This window comes from Hymenobacter nivis (assembly GCF_006439025.1).
In the GTDB taxonomy this organism is placed as follows: Bacteria; Bacteroidota; Bacteroidia; order Cytophagales; family Hymenobacteraceae; genus Hymenobacter; species Hymenobacter nivis_A.
Window position 1 is genome coordinate 1 of the sequence record NZ_RCYZ01000012.1, and the last position, 18,782, is coordinate 18,782.

The window sequence follows — 18,782 nt, forward strand, 5'->3', positions numbered from 1 at the left end:
TTTCGTTTTTGTCCCTTTACGTCGAGTTATTGAGGGTTGCGTTCTTGCCCACGGGGCAAGGCTTTAGAACACCGCAACCCCCGCCAGCAATGGTGGCTTTAGCCCGGGTGTTCACCTCTTCCCATTCCGAACAGAGTCGTTAAGCCCCGGTGCGCCTATGGTACTGCCTTCACCGGTGGGAGAGTCGGTCGCCGCCAAATTTATTGTCGCCCTTAGGGGTAATTTCCCAAACGCCTGCCGCTTTCACCAGCGGCAGGCGTTTGGCTTTTACACCCTCTCCAACACAGCCAAGGATACACTGACTCTCTTTGCATTCCATGGGGCAATTATTACTACTGCTCACGCCCCTACGGGCATAAACAGACACGCTTCAGCGCTCAAGATTTATATTTACTGTCTTTAATAAAGAATAAATACCACAAATGCTTTCGTCACCTGCCCGATATAGTCGCAGTATTGATTGGGTAACTGTAATTATTTACATGAGTTTGGTAGGATTAGGCTGGTTATGCATTTATGCAGCTAGCTATTCGTCTGAAGCTCCTGCCAATCCATTGGCTAGTCTGAACTTTGATCAATTGATGTCATTCAACTGGTTTAAGCAGCTTTTGTGGATAGGGACAGCGGTGGTACTAGTTGTCGTACTGTTAGTTGTGGATTATAAGGCATTTGATACTCTTGCGTACAGTTTGTATGGTGGGATGATTTTGCTGCTTATTATCACCATGTTGGTAGCGCGTCCTATTGCTGGTTCCCGCTCTTGGTTGGAGTTGGGCCCTGTGCGATTGCAGCCGGCGGAATTTGCTAAGTTCACGACTGCCTTGGCTGCTTCTCGGTTTATGGCTGGGATTAATCTGCGCTATCAGAATTGGCGTGACCAGTTGGTCTTGGCTGGAATCACGCTACTGCCTCCTTTGCTAATCGTTGCATCTAACGAATCGGGGCAGGCGTTGGTATTTGCTGCGCTGTTGCTGGCCTATTTCCGGGAAGGTATGTCGCCGCTGATACTGCTGCTGCTTGCGGCTGCTGGTATCATTCTGCTATTGGCGCTGCTAGTGCCCAAAGTTTGGTTAATTGTTGGCTTTACATTGCTGTTGATAGCGGTATTGCTGATTAATCGGCGTGTACTGCGTCACCACTTGGTTTTGGCAATCAGCGTGTGGGGTCTGGTTATTGGTATGGTGGTGGGCGTTGATTTTTTTTACAACCAAGTATTGCAGCCGCATCAGCGCCAGCGCATCGAGATACTTTTGAACCCTTCCTCTGATCCTTTAGGCAAGGGCTGGAATGTGACGCAGAGTAAAATTGCTTTGGGATCAGGAGGATTACTGGGCAAGGGATTTCTGCAGGGTACTCAAACCAAGTTTGACTTTGTGCCGGAGCAAAGCACCGACTTTATCTTCTGCACCGTTGGCGAAGAGTTTGGGTGGGCCGGAAGCTTGACAGTTATTGGCCTATACTTGACGTTGCTGTGGCGAATTTTATACGTCGCAGAGCGCCAGAAATCGGTATTCGGGCGCACCTACGGATACTGCGTGGCTAGTATCCTGTTTTTTCACATCACGATAAATATGGGCATGACCATGGGCTTGGCTCCTGTGGTGGGGATACCGTTGCCCTTCTTTAGTTACGGCGGGTCTTCCTTATGGTCGTTCACCGTATTGCTATTCAGCTTGCTGGCTATCGATGCTTATCGGAAGCAAGACTTGGTGCGCTAGGCCTGTGCGGTAGCACGCAGGAGTTGCCGTGTGTGCGTGAAGACCAGGGCTAGGGCAGTGCAGGCAACAGGGGCCGCCAAGTAGCCCATGCGCCCCAAATCGCCTGATAGGAGCATGTGGATGGCTACGACGACCAATAGTAAGAATTCTGCCAGACCCAGCGGCGCGTGCCACTGGGCCGAAGGCGGCGTGGTGCGCGCGCGCAAGTATGCGACGGGGAGAATGAAGACGTACAGGCCGAAGATGCTCAGTAGTTCGCCCATGCCTTTTAGGTTGAAGGCGCGGTGCAGGGAGTAGCTAATGTTTTCGAGGTGAGCGAGGGCGTTGGTGACCGATTCGGTGGCGGGGGCCCCAATGTGTGAGTCGATGGCCCAATGCACAGCCCACAGGGCCCCTAGGCCGGCACCTACTACTGGCAGCTGCCGCGACAGCGGAAGGGCGCGGCGGCCGTACCACAGCAGCCAAGGCAGTAAGAAAATGAACGATTCCTTGGCCAGGGGCCCCAGCAATAGGGCTAGGGCCAGCGCCCAGCCAGCTCCCGGGCCCCGCCGAAAAGCATAATACCCGAGCCCGAAAATTAGTGTGTACAAGCTATCGGTGAGCGGCAGGCCGGCTTCGTAAGCGGCCCAGCGGCTGGTGAGAAGGGCCACCATGGCCAGCGCGGCTGCTCCTGCCGAGGCTCCCGCCAAGCGCGCTACATTGAACCAGCAGGCCCCAGCAGCGCCTAGGAGCAAGCAGTTGAGCAGATAAAAGGCAAAGCGCAGGGGCCACAGGGCCCCGGCGCGCGCCGGCCAGACGTGGCCGTAGCCCTGGGTAATGGGGGCCGCCAGGGCCGCGGCTGCAGCGGGAACCAGTACCCGGTAGCGCCGCGTGATGCTAACGCTGTCGAACCGCCCAGTGGCCATGCGCAGGTAGCTGCGGGTATCGGGCGAATAGGAAAAATCATAGTGCCGGTACACGGGGTAAGCCAGGTTGGCCAGGGCAGCTACGGCTAGGGCCCATGGCAGCAGCCAACGGCGGAAAACGGCCTTGCCTCGGCCCAGGACCCCCTGCGCGGGGCTAAGCAAACTTGCGCTCGATGAGCTTCAGCAGCTTCCCCACGTGTTCCTCCTTGCGGGCCCAGTCGTAACGTGGAGCCAGTTCATCGGTCATGTAGGCACGGGCCTCATCAGCGGTGGCCAGGGCGTCGAGGTGCTGGATGGCGGCGTGGTACTCCATATTCTCGCCGTTGAATAGCTCATTGATGAAGCTGAAGCGCTGATTGATGGAAATAGCGGCGCGCAGCGTTTCCACCTTGGGGGCAGCGTGCTCGGCGGGCCGGGCTGGGGTGGCGTGGGCGCGCAGCGTTTCGGCCAGCGGTTGGACATCGCCCTGCGAGGCTTTGAGCTTTGCATAAAGCGGTACGTTGGGCGCGGGCGGCGCGGCGCTTTCGGCTGGCGGCTGGGCGCTGGGAGGCGCGGGCATTGGCTTAGAAGCCGCTGCTGGTACCGTCAGTGGTGCTGGCGCCGCGGCAACGGGCGGGGCCGGGGCGGCTGGAGCCGGCGGGGTGGCCACGGGACCGTCTTCGAGTAGGTCGGCGGTGGTGAGGGGCAGCAGGGCGCTCAACGTTTCGACGAAGCGCTGCACGGCGTCGTGGGCGCGGTAATTGGCCGCGTGGTATAGCTCGAAGCGGTGGCTCAGAAACTCCGCCGTAAAACCCTCGCTGGTAGCCGGCAGGTTGTCGACGAAGCCCTGGTAAAACTCCTTGTCGAGGTCGATGTAGCGTAGGTTGTCGCGCAGGGTGGCCGTGGTAATGGGGGCAGGGCCGCTGAAAAGCAGGTGCTGCGCCGCAGCGGCCGGGGCCGTGGCCAAGCTTAGGGCCCCCGCCGTTGCTTCGGCCAGCAGGGGCTCCAGGGCGGGGCGGCCCAAGCGGATGTGGCGCGAGAGCGTGTTCATCAGCTGTGCCAGGCTGGCCTGCACGGGGGCGGCGTCAAAATCAAAATACGGGCTGCGTAGGCGTTCGGCTTCGGCTTGCCACTGCGTTAGCAATTGGCGCAGCACCAGTAGGTTGAGCTGACGTACAGGGGTGAAGCGCAGCAGGGCGGGGCCGTCGAGCGTGGCGGTGGGCTGGGCACCGAAGTGCTGGTCGCAGAGCCGGGCGGCGAGGCGGCGGCCGTACTGCGCACACTTGGCGGGGCTATATTTGTCGTTCATTTCAGGCGAAGTTCAAGCGCCGAAAGTTAGGCACAAATGCCCCTGCTGACGATAGAGAACCTGCCCGGTGCGGTGCTGGAAGTGCCCGCCGGGGCCACGCTGCTGGCCGCCCTGCACGGCGCGGGCTTCGATTGGATGCACGCCTGCGGAGGGCGGGGACGCTGCACCAGCTGCCGGGTGCAGGTGCGGGCCGGGGGCGCGTGCCTCGGGCCCCTAACGGCGGCTGAGGTGCGCTACCAAGCCGCCGGCCGCCTGGCCCCCGACGAGCGCCTGACCTGCCAGGCGCGGCTGCCGGCGGGCGAGGTGCGCGGCCGGGTGCCGGTGGCCACGCAACTGCCCCACCAGCGCTACGACGGCTAGGGCCGGTGGTGGGCGCTGGGGCCCCCGGGCCGTAATTTGCAAAGCCGGCCCCGGGCAGGGGGGGGCTGGAATGGGTTGTATTGGCTTTAACGAATTGAATTGGTGTTTATTGAAACCAGAGTTGGCCCCCGGTTCACCGCCCCGCACCGGGGCTGGGTGGAGGTGGTGTGCGGGTCCATGTTCTCGGGCAAAACCGAGGAGCTGATTCGCCGGCTCACCCGCGCCCGGATTGCCCGGCAGCGGGTCGAAATTTTTAAGCCGGCGCTCGACACGCGCTACCACGCCCAAGATGTGGTAAGCCACAACGCCAACAGCATCCGCTCGACGCCGGTGGCGCTGCCCGACGAGATTTTGCTGCTGGCGGCGGGCTCCGACGTGGTGGGCATCGATGAGGCGCAATTTTTCGACGCCTCGCTGGTGGACGTGTGCAAGCAGCTGGCCGACCAGGGCACCCGCGTGATTGTGGCCGGGCTCGACATGGATTTCCTGGGCCGGCCCTTTGGGCCCATCCCGGCGCTGCTGGCCACGGCCGAGTTTGTGACCAAGGTGCACGCCGTGTGCGTGTGCTGCGGCGAGTTGGCCGCGTATTCGTTCCGCATCGCGGCCAGCGAAAAGCAAGTGCTGCTGGGTGAAACCGATTCGTACGAAGCCCGCTGCCGCCCGTGCTTCCTATCGGGGATGCAGGAGCGGCCGGGGGCCCCGGCCGCCGCTGTGCGGCCGCACTAAACCAAAGGGCCCGGCGTTGGCAACGGCGGCGGGCCTGCGCTACCTTCGCCGTCCCTGAGGACTTTCCGTATGCCCCGTTTCGCTCGTTTGCTGGTTGTGTTGTGGTTGCTGGCCCCTTGGCTGGGGCCCCTGGGGGCGCGGGCCCAAAACACGGCCGGTTACGGCGACTGGCAGCTGCACCTGCCCACCAACCGCCCCCTGCACCTGGCCGACGCCGGTAACCGCGTGTACGTGGGCACGGAAAACGCCTTTTATTTTATTGATAAAACGCTGAATACCACCCAGACGCTCTCCAGCCGCGACGGCCTGAGCGACGTGGGCGTAGCGGCGCTGGCTTACGATTCGGTGGGCCACCAGACGGTGGTGGTGTACCGCAACAACAACGTGGACCTGCTGGGCGACGATGGCCAGGTGCGCAACCTGCCCGATATCCTGCGCAAGAGCATTCAGAGCGACCGCACCATTTACCAAGCGGCGGTGAGCGGCCGGCGGGCGTACCTGGCCACCGCCTTTGGGGTGGTGGTGCTGAACCTGGACCGGGCCGAGGTGAGCGACACGTACAGCGCCATTGGGCCCGCGGGCGCGGCGGTGCGGGTGTACGCCACGGCCGTGGCCCACGACACGCTGTTTGCGGCCACGTCGGCGGGCTTGCAGGTGGCGCGCATGGCCGACAACCTGCTCGACTACCGCAGCTGGGCCGTGTACCAGCCGGTGCCGGTGGTGGCCGGGGCCCCCTACGAGCCCTACCGCCAACTGGCCGCCCAGGGGCCCTACGTGTACGCTACGGTGGACAACGGCGGCGGCACGTTTGTGTTTCGACGGGCGGCCAACGCCTGGCAGCCGGTGGCCGCGCCCTACACCACGCGCGCCCGGCAACTGCGCCCCTCGCTGCGCGGCCTGCTGCTGGCCGGCGATAATTACGGTGCGTACCGCCGCGACGCCGCGGGCACGTTTCAGCTGCTAGCTGCCGCCGCCGGGCCCAACGATTACGTGACGGACGCCGTGTACTCGGCCCGCGACGACAGCTACTACGTGGCCAACTACCTGGCCGGGGTGCAGCGGCTGCGCGCGGGCCAGGCCCCAGAAACTTTCGCCGCCAATGGCCCCGCCACTGGCTCGGCCTACAGTTTGCTGACCGACGCCCGCACGGGCATTACCGACGTTTTTACGGGTGGTTACACCGACCGGTATTTGCCATTTTCGCGCCGCGAGGGCTTTTATGAATACGCGGCGGGGCAATGGACCAACATTAACGGGGCCCTGCCGGTGGCCACGTACCCCAACCCGTTCGACGTGGCGCGGGGCACACGCACGGCCGACGGCACGCTCTACGTGGCCAGCTACGGCAATGGCTTGCTGGAGTGGAAGGGTCCCGGCCAGTTCCGCACGTTCACGGAGGGCACGGCGGGCAGCCCGCTGCGCCGCACCATCGACCCCAACGACCCCACCTATCTCAGCGTGCGCGTGACGGACCTGGTCCCCGACGCCACCGGCGGCGTGTGGGTGGCCAACCAGCACCGCCAAGCCGGCGTGTCGGGTCTGTTCCGCTTCGACCCCGCCGCCGCCGCCTGGAGCGCCATCCCGTATTTTAACGGTTCGCAAAACCTCGACCGCCTGGCCCTCGACAACCTCGGCCAGGTGTGGGCCTCGGAAGCCCGTCAGGGCGGCGATGGCCTCTGGGTGGTGGACCCGATCACTAACGCGACCCGCAAATTTTCGCTGGCCACGGACCCCGCCACGGGCAGCGACGTGATTCTGCCCGCCATCTACGACGTGGTGAGCGACCGGGCGGGGGCCCTTTGGGTGACCACAGCGGCGGGCGTGGCCGTGCTCGACGACCCCAGTGGGGCCCTGGCGGGCACCAGCACGTTCCGGCTGCCGGTGGTGCAGCGCGGCGAGGGCAGCCGCTTCCCCGTGCTCTACAGCGAAGTGGTGAAATCGGTGGCCGTGGACGGGGCCAACCGCAAGTGGTTCGGCACCGACAACGGCCTGTGGCTCTTCAGCGCCGACGGCAGCGAGGCCCTGCTGCACTTCACCACCGCCAACAGCCCGCTCCCCACCAACCGCATCAACGACGTGGCCGTGAACGACAAAACCGGCGAAGTGTGGGTCGCCACCGATTCGGGCGTGCTGGCCTACCGCGGCGGGGCCACCGTCACGGAGGGCACGCCCAGCTGCGCCCAGGTGTTTCCAAACCCCGTGCGGCCCGATTTTGAGGGCCTAGTGGGCATCGCCGGGCTGGCCAACAACGCGCTGGTGAAAATTACCGACGTGGCCGGGCACCTCGTGTACGCCACCACGGCCACCGGCGGCACCGTTACCTGGAACCTGACGGACCCCGAGGGCCGCCGCGTGCGCTCGGGCGTGTACCTGGTGCTCACCTCCGACGCCAACGGCCAGAACGGCTGCGTGAGCAAGGTGGCCGTGCTGTCAAAATGAACCCCGAAAGTGGAAATGTGGATTAAATGTGGATAACTGGCCCCCCTGGCCAGGGGCCTCAGTTGCTTGGTTTGCCGTTCTAGGCCTGGCCGCCGCACTTCCCGCGCCAGGGCCGTGTTTCCCGGTTATCCCCTTCTTTTTAGTTTACTTCCCCATGCTGGTCAAAACCCGCGGCATCGTCCTCAGCTTCCTCAAATACCGCGAAACCAGCATCATTGCCCGCGTTTACACCGAGCACTTGGGCTTGCAGAGCTACGTGGTGAACGGCGTGCGCAAGGCCAAGCCGCCGGGGCGCATCGCCCTGTTCCAGCCCTTCACGCTGCTCGAGCTGGTGGCCTACACGTCGGCCCGTGGGGGCCTCACGCGGCTGGCCGAGTTCCGCTGCGCCGAGCCCTTCCAAACCCTGCCCTACGACGTGGCCAAGAGCAGCGTGGTGCTTTTCTTGTCGGAAGTGCTGGGCCGCGCCCTGCGCGAAGAAGAGGCCGACGCGCCCCTGTTCGCCTTTCTGCACGACCACATTCTGGCCTTCGACCAGGCCAAGGCGGGCAGCGAAAACTTCGCCCTGCGTTTCCTGCTGGAGCTGGCCACGTACCTGGGCTTCGGCACCGATTCGGGGGCCGAGCTGACTGACCAAGTAGCCATGGCTGGGCACGCGCCCACCGGCCGCAGCGGCCCCACGGGCCCCGCCGTGCTGCACCTGCGCGAGTTCGCGGGCTACTTCGACGAGCTGCTGCACGACCAGGGCCCCAGCACCATCCCCAACGGCCGCGTGCGCCGCGAGCTGCTGAACGTGCTGCTGCGCTACTACCAACTGCACGTCGAGCAGCTGGGCGAGATTAAATCGCTCGATATTCTCTCGCAGGTATTGGCCGAATAAACGCAGCGCGCGGGGCCCCACCGCAGCAACAACTGCTTGGGGCCCCGCGCGTTAACGATGCTCAAAAGGCTAGCGTCCTACTTCACGCCCACCAGCTCCACATCGAAGCGAAGCACGGCATTGGGCGGAATGTCGGCCCCGGCGCCGCGGGTGCCGTAGCCCAGCGGCGAGGGGATGAGCAGCACGGCCTTGCTGCCCTTGGGCAGCGCCGCAATGGCTTGGTCCCAGCCCGGGATCACCTGGCCCTGGCCGAGCGGGAAGTCAATCGGCACGTTGCCGTGCTGGGCCGAGGCGTCGAAGACCTTGCCCGTGGCCAGCAGGCTGCCCTTGTAGAGCACGCTCACGACCTGCCCTTTTTTGGGCAGGGGCCCCTTGCCGGTGCGGGTGATGACGTAGGAGGTGCCGCCGGGCGTTTTGCGGGCCACTAGTTTGTTCTTTTTGAGGTAGGCCTGGATTTGGGCATTGTCCTTCAGCAATTGCTTGGCCGAGGCGGCGGCGTCCTTTTTGGCCTGCTCGGCGCGTAGCTTCTGCTCGCGGGCGGTTAGCTCCTCGCGGCTCACCAGTTCAAAGGCGCGGGCCGAAATTACCAGCACGTTGCCGGCCTGCTTGATGAACGGCGGCACCGGCTGGCCCTGAAAGGTTTTGGCAAACAGCGTATCGGCGGGCAGGCGGAACACGGCGCTATCGCCGGGCAGCAGCAGGGCCACGGCCTCCTCCAGGGTGCCGCGGGGCGGCGTAGGCAGCAGCGGGAACGGCTGCGGCTTGGGCTGCAGGCGGCGGCTGCTCATCAGCACCGAGTCGCGGCCGGTGCGGAACTCCAAGAACACGGTGAGGAACTGGCCGGCGCGGCTGGCGTAGGGCGCATCGGTGGGCACGGCCAGGGCCCGGGGGGCGAAGCGCCCGTCGGGGCCCTGGCGAAACAGCTGGTAATCAATGCCGCTGGCGGTGCGGCCGGCGCTCGGCGCGCTCGGTACCTGGGCTTGGGCCGCTGCCCAGTGGCCGGCCAGCAGCGCGGCCGTCAAACTCATCCAAAAACGCATGGGGTGGGATTAATTAAAGGAAACAGAAAAGGCAAAACGACCCAATGAGGGCCCCGGCCCAAACGAACGCACCCCGCCCCGCAACAAGCGCGGAACGGGGTGCGCGGCAACCAGGCCCGCCGCCGCTAGGGCGAAACGGTCACGATTTGCATGTCAAACAGAATGGGCGTGTTGCGGGGAATGGGCCCGTAGCCCCGGGTGCCATAAGCCAAATACGACGGAATGAGCAATAGCTTGCGGTCGCCCTGGCGCATGAGCGACACACCCTCAACCCAACCCTGGATCAGGCTGGTGGCGCCTACGGTGTAGTCGAAGCTCTTGGACGGCGCGTTGTCGGAGGTGTCAAACACCTTGTTTTCCACCGCCTTGCTCACGTATTTGCCCGTGTACTTCACGCTGATTTGCTTGCCGGCGACTACCTGTGCGCCCGTGCCATTCGTCAGCGTCACCAAATACAGGCCCGAGGCGGTGCGCTGGTAGTCGGCGGCGGTGTAGCTGTGGCGCTTGAGGTAGCCCTGGATGATGGTATCGTCGACGACCTTGTACTTCGCTATGGAATCATTGTCGGCCTTCACCGCCGCATCAAAAGCGCTGGTGTCGATGGACGTGTTGCAGCTCCACAGGGCCGGCGAAGCGCACAGCACCAGCAAGCCCAGCAGCCCCAGTTGGGCCCGGAAACGAAGCAAAAAAGATTTTATTGACGATACCTGCATAGGGGGATTTTCAAAATTTATTTAACGTCAACCAGCTCCACGTCGAAGCGCAGCGGCGAGTTGGCCGGAATGTCGGCCCCGGCGCCCTGCTGCCCGTAGGCCAGCGTGGAGGGAATCAGGAACGTGGCCTTGCTGCCTTTGTTAAGCAGGGCCACAGCCTCGTCCCAGCCCGGAATCACGCGGCCCTGGCCGAGCGGAAACGAGAAGGGCTCGCCCGGGTGCTTGTCCGACGAGTCGAACACCTTGCCGTCGAGCAGCATGCCGGTGTACTTCATGGTCACCGTCTGGCCTTGCTTGGCCAGGGGCCCCGCGCCGGGCGTCGTCACGGTGTAGTAAATGCCCGAGGGGGTCTTTTTCAGGCCCGTCAGGTTTTTGCTTTTGGCGTAGGCTTGCAGGGCGGCGTCGTCCTTTTTCAGCTGCTCGCCAGCGAAGGCCATCATCTGGCGCTGCTGCTCGGCCATCATTTTCTGCTGCAAATCCTGCTGCATGGTCATGGCGGCGGCCTGGTCGATGAGGCCGCGGGTGGCCACGTGCAGCACCACCACGTTGCCCGATTTCTTCAGGAAGGGGGGCACGGGGCGGGGGGGCTGGGGCCCCTGGGGCTTGAAGAGCGAGTCGGCGTTGAAGCGGAACACGGCGCTATCGCCGGGCATCAGCAGGGCAAAGGCTTCCTCGGGGGTGCCCTTGCGCTTCACCTCTTGCAGCGGCAGCGGCACCAGGGCCCCCTGGAACTTGGTGCGGGTGCTCTCCAGCACCGAGTCTTTGCCGGTGCGGGTGTCGATGTAGGCCGTCAGGAACTTGCCCACCCGGTCCTTATAAGTCGGGTCAGCGTCGCCGCTGATGTCGCGCCGCTCGTACTTGCTGCCGACTTTCTTGAAGATTTTGTACTCGATGCCCGATTTCGTTTTGGCGAAGTCGCCGCCACCGACCTTATCGCAGGCCGCGGTGGAAAACAGAAGGCCCAGCAAGCCGGCCCCCAGGGCCAGGTGCCGCCCAGAGCGGAAGGAAGAACGCATGAACGTGCTAAAGTGTGAGGAAAAACAAAGTTGGGGCAACCAATGGAAGCGCAAAGGTAAGCGCGGGCTAGGCCACGGGCGGCGTGGCGGCCACGGGCTCGCCCACTAGCTGCTCCTTGTACTGGGGCAGCAGGCCCAGGAAACGCTCGACGGTGGGCCCCAGGGGCTGGTAGCTGATGCCGCCGGCGGCGTTGTGGTGGCCGCCGCCCTCGAAGTGCTGGCGCGAAAAATCGCTCACCGAAAAATCGCCCACCGAGCGGAAGGAAATTTTCACGGCCGCGCCGCGGTCGATGAAAATGGCAGCAAATACGATGCCCTCGATGCTGAGCGCGTAGTTTACCAGGCCCTCGGTGTCGCCGGTTTTGCTGTCGTAGGCGCGCAGCTCGTCGCGGGTGATGGCGATGTAGGCAGTGTTGAACTCGCGGTTGACGACCAGTTTTTCCTTAAGCACGAAGCCCAGGAAGCGCAGCCGGATTTCGGAGTGCGAGTCGTAGATGCGGCGGTGCACGGCCGAGAGGTCGATGCCCGCGCTCAGCAGCTCGGCGATGATGAGGTGCACGTTGCGCGAGGTGCTGGGGTGGCGAAACGAGCCCGTATCGGTCATGATGCCCGCGTACAGGGCCTCGCCCATGGCCTTCGTCACCTCGGCCTGGTGGCCCAGGTCGCGAATGATCTCGAAGATCAGCTCGGCCGTGGCCGCCGCCCCGGGGTTGGAGAAGCTAATGTCGGCAAAGTCCTCCGGCTGCTGGTGGTGGTCGATGAGCACCTTGGTGCCAGGGGCGTTGCGCACGTACTCCCCGATCTCGTTGATGCGGGCCAGGCAGCTAAAATCGAGGCAGAAGATGACCTCGGCGCGCTGCACCAGGTCACGCACCTGGTGGTCGTTCTGGCGCTTGTCATAAATCACAACCTCGTCGTTGCCGCCCATCCAGTTCAGGAAGGCTGGGTAGTCGGAGGGCGTGACCACGGTGACGTGGTGGCCGTGCTGCTTGAGGTAGGCCGCCCAGGCCAGCGACGAGCCAAGGGCATCGGCGTCGGGCTTGTGGTGGGTGGTGATGAAAACTTGGCGGGGCTGCGCGAGCAGCGCCTGTAGTTCGGCAAGGGGGGTGGTCATCGACAACGTAAGAAGCCTGGGTATCAACTAAGGGCCGGGCCCTCAGGGCCAAGTGGGCGGCAAAAGTCGGAAGAAATCCGTTCCCAACAACCGATGCCCCCCCGAAGGTTCGCTGCCGCTCGCCCAGCGGGGGCCCCGGCCGGGCCGGCGCGCCGCCCGAGTTGTGGCTACTTTTGTGCCCTCAACCGTTTCATTTACTCTTTTACCATCCCCCCTCCGCCCCATGGCCACCAACCGCACATTCACAATGATTAAGCCCGACGCCGTTCTGGAAAACCACATCGGTGGCATTCTGGGCATGATGGAGGCCGGCGGCTTCCGCGTCGTGGAGCTCCAGAAAATTGCCCTGACGGCCGAGCGCGCCGGCGAATTTTACGCCGTGCACAAGGAGCGCCCCTTCTACCAGGACCTGGTGAAGTACATGTCGAGCGGCCCCATCGTGGCCGCCGTGCTCGAAAAAGATAACGCCGTAGCCGACTTCCGCACCCTCATCGGGGCCACCAACCCGGCCCAGGCCGCCGAAGGCACCATCCGGAAGAAGTACGCCAAGAGCATCGAAGCCAACGCCGTGCACGGCTCCGACTCCGACGAGAACGCCCAAATCGAAGCCGACTTCTTCTTCGGCAAATAGGCCTCCTGGGGCCCCCTGGTTAGGCTGCTGTCTTAAGGCTCTAGCTGGTAGCTTTCGTTCGCCACCGGGGCCCCAAGACCAAAAAAAACCCGCATTGCAGCGCGCAATGCGGGTTTTTTGTTGTGCCGAAAACAGACTTTTTTTGTACCAATCTTGTATTGACGAGCTTAGGCGCTGGCTGTTGCAGAGCGGATTATAGGGCCCCCAGACCCAGGGGCCCTCGCTACGCTTGCTCCACCGATAGCACGGGCTCGGGGTAGTCGTTTTCGGCCACCTGCGGGTCGTGCTTGTGCTTGAAGATAAATACGAACAGCACCGCAATGACCAGCGCGTAGGCCGCGAAAGCCAGCCAGATGCCCTGCCAGTCCTTGTTGCCGGCGGCATCGGTGAAGTAGTGCTGGATGACGAGGCCGCTAATGGAGCTGCCCAGCACGGCCCCGAAGCCGTTGGTCATCATCATAAACAAGCCCTGGGCGCTGGCCCGGATGCTGGGCTGGGTTTGGGTTTCGACGAACAGCGAGCCCGAGATGTTGAAGAAGTCGAAAGCCATGCCGTACACAATGCACGACATGATGATCATCCAAAGGCCGCCGGCGGGGTTGCTGTAAGCCAGCAGGCCGAAGCGCAGCACCCAGGCCACCATGCTGAACAGCATGACCTGCTTGATGCCGAAGCGCCGCAAAAAGAACGGAATGGCCAGGATGAACAGGGTTTCGGAAATCTGCGAAATTGACATGATGAAGGCCGGGTGCTGCACCGAGAGCGTATCGCGGTAAGCGGGCACCTTGTCGAAATCGTGGAGGAACGTATCGCCGTAGGCATTGGTGAGCTGCAAGGCGGCCCCCAGCAGCAAGGCAAAGGCGAAGAAGGTGGCCAGCTTACGGTCGCGCAGCAGGGCAAACGACTTGAGGCCCAGCGCATCGACCAGCGAGCGGCTCGATACCCCTTTGGAAGTAGGGGGGCAGGCGGGTAGGGTGAAGGCGTAGAAGCCCAGCAGCAGCGCGGCGGCGGCGGCCACGTAAAACTGGTTGGCCGACTTCTCGAAGCCCAGGAACGTCACCGTCCACATGGCCGCGATGAAGCCAATGGTGCCCCAGACCCGGATGGGCGGGTAATCCTTCACCACGTCGAGGTCCTGGCTTTTTAGGGCCGAGTACGACACGGCGATGGACAGGGCCAGCGTGGGCATGTAGAAAATCATGTTCAGCAGGATGACCCAGAAGAACACCGTGGGGTCCGTGACGAACGGGATGGCGCAGAGCGTGAGGCCGCCCAGCAGGTGCAGCACGCCGTAGAGCTTTTCGGCGTTCACCCACTTATCGGCCATGATGCCCATGAGCGAGGGCATGAAGATGGAGGCGATGCCCATCGTGGAAAAGACGGCCCCAAACTGCGCGCCCGACCAGTGCTTGGTTTGAAACCAGTACGCCCCGATGGTTATCAGCCACGCGCCCCAGATAAAAAACTGGAGGAAGCTCAGAATAGTAAGTCGCAGCTTGATGCTCATGCCAGCGCAGCGTTAAAGTTTTCGGGAAAGGGGCTTTTGCCCCTAAAGTTACATGATAAATAAAACAGGTGCCAGCCGCCTGCAGCCGGGGCCCTGGCCCGGCCGCAGGCGGCTGGTGGGGCCCCTGGCTGCATAGCCGGCCGGCCGGGCCGGCCACAAAAAAGCCTCTCCGCAGCGTGCGGAGAGGCTTTTTTGTGGTATCTGGTACAGCCAGAACTACTTGGCGTCAGCGAAGCGCTTGTTCACCTCGTCCCAGTTGATGAGGTTGAAGAAGGCGGCGATGTAATCGGGCCGGCGGTTTTGGTACTTCAGGTAATAAGCGTGCTCCCACACGTCGAGGCCCAGGATGGGCATGCCTTTGCAGCCGGTGTCGGGCATCAGGGGGTTGTCCTGGTTGGGCGTCGAGCAGATTTGCAGCGAGCCGTCGGCCTGCTTGCACAGCCACGCCCAGCCTGAGCCGAAGCGCGTGGTGGCGGCTTTGGCAAATTCTTCCTTGAACTTCTCGTAGCTCCCGAAGGCCTTGGTGATGGCTTCGGCCACGGCGCCGGTGGGCTGCCCGCCGCCGTTGGGCGAGAGGATGGTCCAGAACAGGGAGTGGTTCCAGTGGCCGCCGCCGTTGTTGCGCACCGCGGGGGGCGCGGCGGCAATGTTGTGCAGAATTTCCTCGATGGACTGGCTCTCCATCGCCGTGCCGGCAATGGCCGCGTTCAGGTTGGTAACGTAGGCCTGGTGGTGCTTCGTGTGGTGAATCTCCATCGTTTGCGCGTCAAACGTGGGCTCCAGCGCGTCGTAGGCGTAAGGCAGCTTGGGCAGTTCGAAAGCCATAGTTAAAAAGGGTAAAGTGAAAGAAAACGTACCGCTGCAACCGCCAACCGCCCCGCGGGGTTGCCGGCGGCGCAGCGGCCAAAGGTAGCCTTATGTACGTTTGGCGCGAAAAAATGACTGCATCAGGGCCCCGCACTCGGCGGCGCGCACGCCGCCGCGCAGCTCGGTGCGCGGGTGCAGCAAGGACCCGTGTCGCCGAAAGCCGGTTTTGAGCTCCTCGGCCCCGTACACCACGGCCCGCAGCTGGGCCCAGGCGCTGGCCCCGGCGCACATCACGCAGGGCTCCACGGTGACGTAGAGGGTGCAGCCGGCCAGGTATTTGTTGCCCACGTGGTTGGCGGCGGCCGTGAGGGCGAGCATTTCGGCGTGGGCCGTCACGTCGCGCAGGCGCTCGGTTTGGTTGTGGCCCCGGCCGATGATTTTATTTTCCAGCACCACCACCGCCCCGATGGGAATCTCACCCGCCGCTAGCGCCGCGTGGGCCTCGCGTAAGGCCTGGGCCATGAAGTAGTCGTCCGTCACGGGTACGCGGAGTTACGCGAAGGGAAAGTGGGGGGAGGCGCGGGGCCCCGGAGCCGGGGCCCTATTTCAAGTTGATGGCCCCCATCACGGCCTGGGCCACGGGTTGCCACTGCGCCTGCTCGGCGGCCGGCGCGTCGAAGGTGAAGACGTACATCTGGTCCTTCACCACCGTGTACTGCACGGCCTGGTACTTGCGGATGGGTGCCAGTTGGTCACCGCGCCGGGCATCTACCACCGTTGTCACGAACTCGAACGACACAAAATCGTGGCCGTGCACCTGGCGCACTTCCTGCTTAATAAAATCCACCTTCGAGTACAGGCGCTGGATGCTGGCCTTGTAGATCTGGAGCAGCACGTTGTAATCAGGCGTCTGAAAATCGGTGGGCCGCACGGCCACGCTGTAGTCGGCGCGGCCGTTGGGGCTGCTGTACACGGCCAGCGGCTTGCGGGCGGCGGGGTACTTGGCGGCAATGCCGTCGTCGGGCAGGGGCGCAAAGCCTTCGGGCACGCCCACCGTGAGGCCGGGCAGCTTGGCGGTAATGAGCTTGGGGCCCGGCGCAAAGCTGGCCAGGCCCAGCACGAGCAGCAGCAGGGAAAGAATTCTCATGAACAGAAAGTAAGCGGCCAAAAACTATTGGCGCACCGTGGGGTACTTCACGCGCACCTTCTTCCAGTACACGTAATTGCCGGTTTTGGCTTCAACCAAATAGGTGCCGGCTGGAATTTTGCCCAGCTCCACGGGGGCCCCGGTGTTGTTGGCGGGGTCGAGCGGGGTGGTGTAGATGACGCGGTTTTTGTAGTCCGTCATCGTGAGCACGCCCGGCTTGGTGAACTGCTGGGTGAAGCTGAGCATGATGCTCGGCGAGTTGGGCTTGGGGAAAATGTCGATGCCGGAGAGCGTTTCCACGCGCTTCACCGGGCCGTCGAGCGTCACGGTGCCGGGGGTGCCCTTGGTCTTGATAACCACAGCATCGTCCTTGGCCTTGGTCTTGATTTTGGTTTGAGCCTGGGCCGCGCCGGCCACCAGCAGGGCCCCAGCGAGGGCAAAAACGGAGAGGAATTTCATGACAGTAGGTAATTGAAAGAACAAAAGAACGCAGATACCGCGGCTCTTTGCACCTAACGTGCCAAAGTAGGGCCCCGGTCGAAAGCAAAGTGGCGCGTTTTGCCCCGCCGGGTTAGGCCCTAACTTTGCCCCGCTGCGTGCCAGCGCGTTTGGTTGGTAATGTATCCGGCTTGGGGCCCCCAGTCCACCAAAGCAGGCAATTGCCAACCTCCCACTGCTAACTGATAACCAAGATGCTAAGAACCCACACCTGCGGCGAACTGCGCGCCGAACATATTGGCCAAACCGTCACGCTCTGCGGCTGGGTGCAGCGCACCCGCGACAAGGGCGGCATTGCCTGGGTGGACCTGCGCGACCGTTACGGCCTCACCCAACTAGCCCTGGAGGAAGGCGTGGAAACCGACGCCGTGCGCGACCAAGCCCGCCACCTGGGCCGCGAGTTTGTGGTGCAGGTGACCGGCCAGGTGGCCGAGCGCCACTCCAAAAACGACAAAATGCCCACCGGCGAAATCGAAATTCGGGTCAAGACGCTCGACGTGCTCAACCCCGCCAAGCTGCCGCCCTTCCTCATTGAGGACGAAACCGACGGCGGCGACGACCTGCGGATGAAGTACCGCTACCTCGACCTGCGCCGCAACCCCGTGCGCAACAACCTGATGCTGCGCCACCGCATGGCCCAGGCTGTGCGCCGCTACCTCGATGGCCAGGATTTCATTGAAGTCGAAACGCCGGTGCTCATCAAGTCCACGCCCGAAGGGGCCCGCGACTTTGTGGTGCCCTCGCGCATGAACCCCGGCGAATTCTACGCCCTGCCGCAGTCGCCCCAAACCTTCAAGCAGCTGCTGATGGTGTCGGGCTTCGACCGCTACTTCCAGATTGTGAAGTGCTTCCGCGACGAAGACCTGCGCGCCGACCGCCAACCGGAGTTCACGCAGATTGACTGCGAAATGGCCTTCGTGACGCAGGAAGACATCCTGAGCACGTTTGAGGGCCTGGTGCGCTACTTGTTCAAGGAAATCAAAAACCTCGATTTCCCCACCGTGCCCCGCATGACCTACGCCGACGCCATGCGCGACTACGGCAACGACAAGCCCGACACGCGCTTCGAAATGAAGTTTGTGGACCTGACCGACACGGTAAAAGGCCAGGGCTTCCCGGTATTCGACAGCGCCGAAGTGGTGCTGGGCATCAACGCCATCACCTGCGCCGCCTACACCCGCAAGCAGCTCGACGAGCTGACCGACTTCGTGAAGCGCCCGCAAATCGGCGCCACCGGCCTCATCTACGCCCGCGTGGAAGCCGACGGCCAGGTGAAATCGTCGGTCGATAAGTTCTATTCGCAGGACGAGCTGCGCAAGTGGAGCGCTGCCTTCGGCGCCAACCCCGGCGACCTGCTGCTGCTACTGGCGGGCCCCGACGCCAAAACCCGCAAGGCCCTGAGCGAGCTGCGCCTCGAAATGGGCCAGCGCCTGGGCCTGCGTGCCAAAGACACGTTCTCGCCGCTGTGGGTGGTCGATTTCCCGCTTCTCGAATTCCTCGAAGAGGAGGGCCGCTACTTCGCTATGCACCACCCCTTCACCTCGCCCAAACCCGACGACCTGGCCCTGCTCGATAACCCCGCCACCATCGGCCAGGCCCGCGCCAACGCCTACGACTTGGTCATCAACGGCGTGGAAGTGGGCGGCGGCTCCATCCGCATCCACGACCGGGCCGTGCAAGCCCGCATGTTCGGTCTGCTCGGCTTCTCGCCCGAAGAGGCCCAGGCGCAGTTCGGCTTCCTGCTCGACGCCTTCGAGTACGGGGCCCCGCCCCACGGCGGCATCGCCTTCGGCTTCGACCGCCTCTGTTCGCTCTTCGGGGGCGCCGACAGCATCCGCGACTTCATCGCCTTCCCCAAAAACAACTCCGGCCGCGACGTGATGATCGACTCGCCCTCGCCCATCTCCGGGGCCCAATTGAAGGAACTGAGCATTAAAACGGACGTGGTGGCAAAGTAGCCTTTGCTGAAACGATAGCAACGAAAACGGCGACTGAT

At 63.3% G+C, this 18,782-nt stretch carries 18 protein-coding genes and 1 rRNA gene; 8 read left to right on the forward strand and 11 right to left on the reverse strand.

What is annotated here, in order from left to right; all coding sequences use genetic code 11:
• Positions 1 to 88 precede the first annotated feature (88 nt).
• A 5S ribosomal RNA gene (gene rrf / locus EAH73_RS20840) occupies positions 89 to 200 on the forward strand.
• 222 nt (positions 201 to 422) lie between these two features.
• Positions 423 to 1,718 carry a rod shape-determining protein RodA gene (gene rodA, locus EAH73_RS20845; protein ID WP_140469372.1) on the forward strand — a complete coding sequence of 432 codons (1,296 nt, stop codon included), beginning with the start codon at positions 423 to 425 and terminating at the stop codon, positions 1,716 to 1,718.
• Here rodA and EAH73_RS20850 read toward each other — a convergent pair.
• Both EAH73_RS20850 and EAH73_RS20855 read right to left on the reverse strand, forming a co-directional pair.
• A complete protein-coding gene (locus EAH73_RS20850) occupies positions 1,715 to 2,677 on the reverse strand; it encodes a hypothetical protein (RefSeq protein WP_140469373.1) in 963 nt (320 codons plus the stop codon). The two genes, rodA and EAH73_RS20850, sit on opposite strands and share 4 nt — an antisense overlap.
• Before the next feature lie 100 nt (positions 2,678 to 2,777).
• Positions 2,778 to 3,911: a hypothetical protein gene (locus tag EAH73_RS20855; protein ID WP_140469374.1), complete on the reverse strand. Its 1,134-nt coding sequence runs from the start codon at positions 3,909 to 3,911 to the stop codon at positions 2,778 to 2,780.
• A 36-nt stretch (positions 3,912 to 3,947) separates the two neighbouring features.
• Between EAH73_RS20855 and EAH73_RS20860 the strand changes: the two genes are divergently transcribed.
• From EAH73_RS20860 to recO, 4 genes are all read left to right on the forward strand, one after another.
• The gene (locus EAH73_RS20860) at positions 3,948 to 4,271 is read left to right on the forward strand and encodes a 2Fe-2S iron-sulfur cluster-binding protein (protein ID WP_140469375.1); all 324 of its coding nucleotides are present in this window, start codon (positions 3,948 to 3,950) and stop codon (positions 4,269 to 4,271) included.
• Positions 4,272 to 4,373: 102 nt separating this feature from the next.
• Positions 4,374 to 4,997 (forward strand): thymidine kinase, encoded by a 624-nt coding sequence (locus EAH73_RS20865; protein WP_140469376.1) that lies wholly within the window; start codon positions 4,374 to 4,376, stop codon positions 4,995 to 4,997.
• Positions 4,998 to 5,066: 69 nt separating this feature from the next.
• Positions 5,067 to 7,436 carry a hypothetical protein gene (locus EAH73_RS20870; RefSeq protein WP_140469377.1) on the forward strand — a complete coding sequence of 790 codons (2,370 nt, stop codon included), beginning with the start codon at positions 5,067 to 5,069 and terminating at the stop codon, positions 7,434 to 7,436.
• A gap of 154 nt (positions 7,437 to 7,590) precedes the next feature.
• Positions 7,591 to 8,313, forward strand: a complete 723-nt coding sequence (gene recO, locus EAH73_RS20875) for a DNA repair protein RecO (protein ID WP_140469378.1) — start codon at positions 7,591 to 7,593, stop codon at positions 8,311 to 8,313.
• A gap of 77 nt (positions 8,314 to 8,390) precedes the next feature.
• On the opposite strand, the gene EAH73_RS20880 is transcribed toward recO, so the two are convergent.
• From EAH73_RS20880 to EAH73_RS20895, 4 genes are all read right to left on the reverse strand, one after another.
• Complete coding sequence (locus tag EAH73_RS20880; protein WP_140469379.1) at positions 8,391 to 9,353, reverse strand: FKBP-type peptidyl-prolyl cis-trans isomerase; 963 nt, start codon at positions 9,351 to 9,353, stop codon at positions 8,391 to 8,393.
• 125 nt (positions 9,354 to 9,478) lie between these two features.
• On the reverse strand, positions 9,479 to 10,039 hold the full coding sequence (locus EAH73_RS20885; protein ID WP_161599628.1) for an FKBP-type peptidyl-prolyl cis-trans isomerase: 561 nt from the start codon (positions 10,037 to 10,039) through the stop codon (positions 9,479 to 9,481).
• Between the two features lie 44 nt (positions 10,040 to 10,083).
• Complete coding sequence (locus tag EAH73_RS20890) at positions 10,084 to 11,082, reverse strand: FKBP-type peptidyl-prolyl cis-trans isomerase (protein WP_140469381.1); 999 nt, start codon at positions 11,080 to 11,082, stop codon at positions 10,084 to 10,086.
• Between the two features lie 67 nt (positions 11,083 to 11,149).
• The gene (locus EAH73_RS20895; protein WP_140469382.1) at positions 11,150 to 12,196 is read right to left on the reverse strand and encodes a DHH family phosphoesterase; all 1,047 of its coding nucleotides are present in this window, start codon (positions 12,194 to 12,196) and stop codon (positions 11,150 to 11,152) included.
• Between the two features lie 223 nt (positions 12,197 to 12,419).
• Here EAH73_RS20895 and EAH73_RS20900 point away from each other — a divergent pair, with 223 nt between their 5' ends.
• Complete coding sequence (locus EAH73_RS20900; protein ID WP_070744741.1) at positions 12,420 to 12,827, forward strand: nucleoside-diphosphate kinase; 408 nt, start codon at positions 12,420 to 12,422, stop codon at positions 12,825 to 12,827.
• A 223-nt stretch (positions 12,828 to 13,050) separates the two neighbouring features.
• Here EAH73_RS20900 and EAH73_RS20905 read toward each other — a convergent pair whose 3' ends face one another.
• The 5 genes from EAH73_RS20905 to EAH73_RS20925 form a co-directional block, all read right to left on the reverse strand.
• Positions 13,051 to 14,334: a nucleoside permease gene (locus EAH73_RS20905; RefSeq protein ID WP_140469383.1), complete on the reverse strand. Its 1,284-nt coding sequence runs from the start codon at positions 14,332 to 14,334 to the stop codon at positions 13,051 to 13,053.
• 216 nt (positions 14,335 to 14,550) lie between these two features.
• Entirely contained in the window at positions 14,551 to 15,159 is a 609-nt protein-coding gene (locus EAH73_RS20910) for a superoxide dismutase (protein ID WP_140469384.1), read from the reverse strand.
• A 90-nt stretch (positions 15,160 to 15,249) separates the two neighbouring features.
• The gene (locus tag EAH73_RS20915; RefSeq protein WP_262711100.1) at positions 15,250 to 15,681 is read right to left on the reverse strand and encodes a nucleoside deaminase; all 432 of its coding nucleotides are present in this window, start codon (positions 15,679 to 15,681) and stop codon (positions 15,250 to 15,252) included.
• A 61-nt stretch (positions 15,682 to 15,742) separates the two neighbouring features.
• On the reverse strand, positions 15,743 to 16,288 hold the full coding sequence (locus EAH73_RS20920) for a hypothetical protein (protein WP_140469385.1): 546 nt from the start codon (positions 16,286 to 16,288) through the stop codon (positions 15,743 to 15,745).
• A gap of 24 nt (positions 16,289 to 16,312) precedes the next feature.
• A complete protein-coding gene (locus tag EAH73_RS20925) occupies positions 16,313 to 16,747 on the reverse strand; it encodes a hypothetical protein (protein ID WP_140469386.1) in 435 nt (144 codons plus the stop codon).
• Between the two features lie 233 nt (positions 16,748 to 16,980).
• Here EAH73_RS20925 and aspS point away from each other — a divergent pair, with 233 nt between their 5' ends.
• Positions 16,981 to 18,744: an aspartate--tRNA ligase gene (gene aspS / locus EAH73_RS20930; protein WP_140469387.1), complete on the forward strand. Its 1,764-nt coding sequence runs from the start codon at positions 16,981 to 16,983 to the stop codon at positions 18,742 to 18,744.
• Positions 18,745 to 18,782: the final 38 nt, after the last annotated feature.

Bases quoted from the DNA above. Each gene is read 5' to 3' on its own strand.
- rodA (WP_140469372.1), top strand. From the start codon at position 423: ATGCTTTCGTCACCTGCCCGATATAGTCGCAGTATTGATTGGGTAACT.
- EAH73_RS20855 (WP_140469374.1), bottom strand. From the start codon at position 3,911: ATGAACGACAAATATAGCCCCGCCAAGTGTGCGCAGTACGGCCGCCGC.
- EAH73_RS20860 (WP_140469375.1), top strand. From the start codon at position 3,948: ATGCCCCTGCTGACGATAGAGAACCTGCCCGGTGCGGTGCTGGAAGTG.
- EAH73_RS20870 (WP_140469377.1), top strand. From the start codon at position 5,067: ATGCCCCGTTTCGCTCGTTTGCTGGTTGTGTTGTGGTTGCTGGCCCCT.
- recO (WP_140469378.1), top strand. From the start codon at position 7,591: ATGCTGGTCAAAACCCGCGGCATCGTCCTCAGCTTCCTCAAATACCGC.
- EAH73_RS20880 (WP_140469379.1), bottom strand. From the start codon at position 9,353: ATGCGTTTTTGGATGAGTTTGACGGCCGCGCTGCTGGCCGGCCACTGG.
- EAH73_RS20890 (WP_140469381.1), bottom strand. From the start codon at position 11,082: ATGCGTTCTTCCTTCCGCTCTGGGCGGCACCTGGCCCTGGGGGCCGGC.
- EAH73_RS20895 (WP_140469382.1), bottom strand. From the start codon at position 12,196: ATGACCACCCCCCTTGCCGAACTACAGGCGCTGCTCGCGCAGCCCCGC.
- EAH73_RS20900 (WP_070744741.1), top strand. From the start codon at position 12,420: ATGGCCACCAACCGCACATTCACAATGATTAAGCCCGACGCCGTTCTG.
- EAH73_RS20905 (WP_140469383.1), bottom strand. From the start codon at position 14,334: ATGAGCATCAAGCTGCGACTTACTATTCTGAGCTTCCTCCAGTTTTTT.
- EAH73_RS20910 (WP_140469384.1), bottom strand. From the start codon at position 15,159: ATGGCTTTCGAACTGCCCAAGCTGCCTTACGCCTACGACGCGCTGGAG.
- EAH73_RS20920 (WP_140469385.1), bottom strand. From the start codon at position 16,288: ATGAGAATTCTTTCCCTGCTGCTGCTCGTGCTGGGCCTGGCCAGCTTT.
- EAH73_RS20925 (WP_140469386.1), bottom strand. From the start codon at position 16,747: ATGAAATTCCTCTCCGTTTTTGCCCTCGCTGGGGCCCTGCTGGTGGCC.
- aspS (WP_140469387.1), top strand. From the start codon at position 16,981: ATGCTAAGAACCCACACCTGCGGCGAACTGCGCGCCGAACATATTGGC.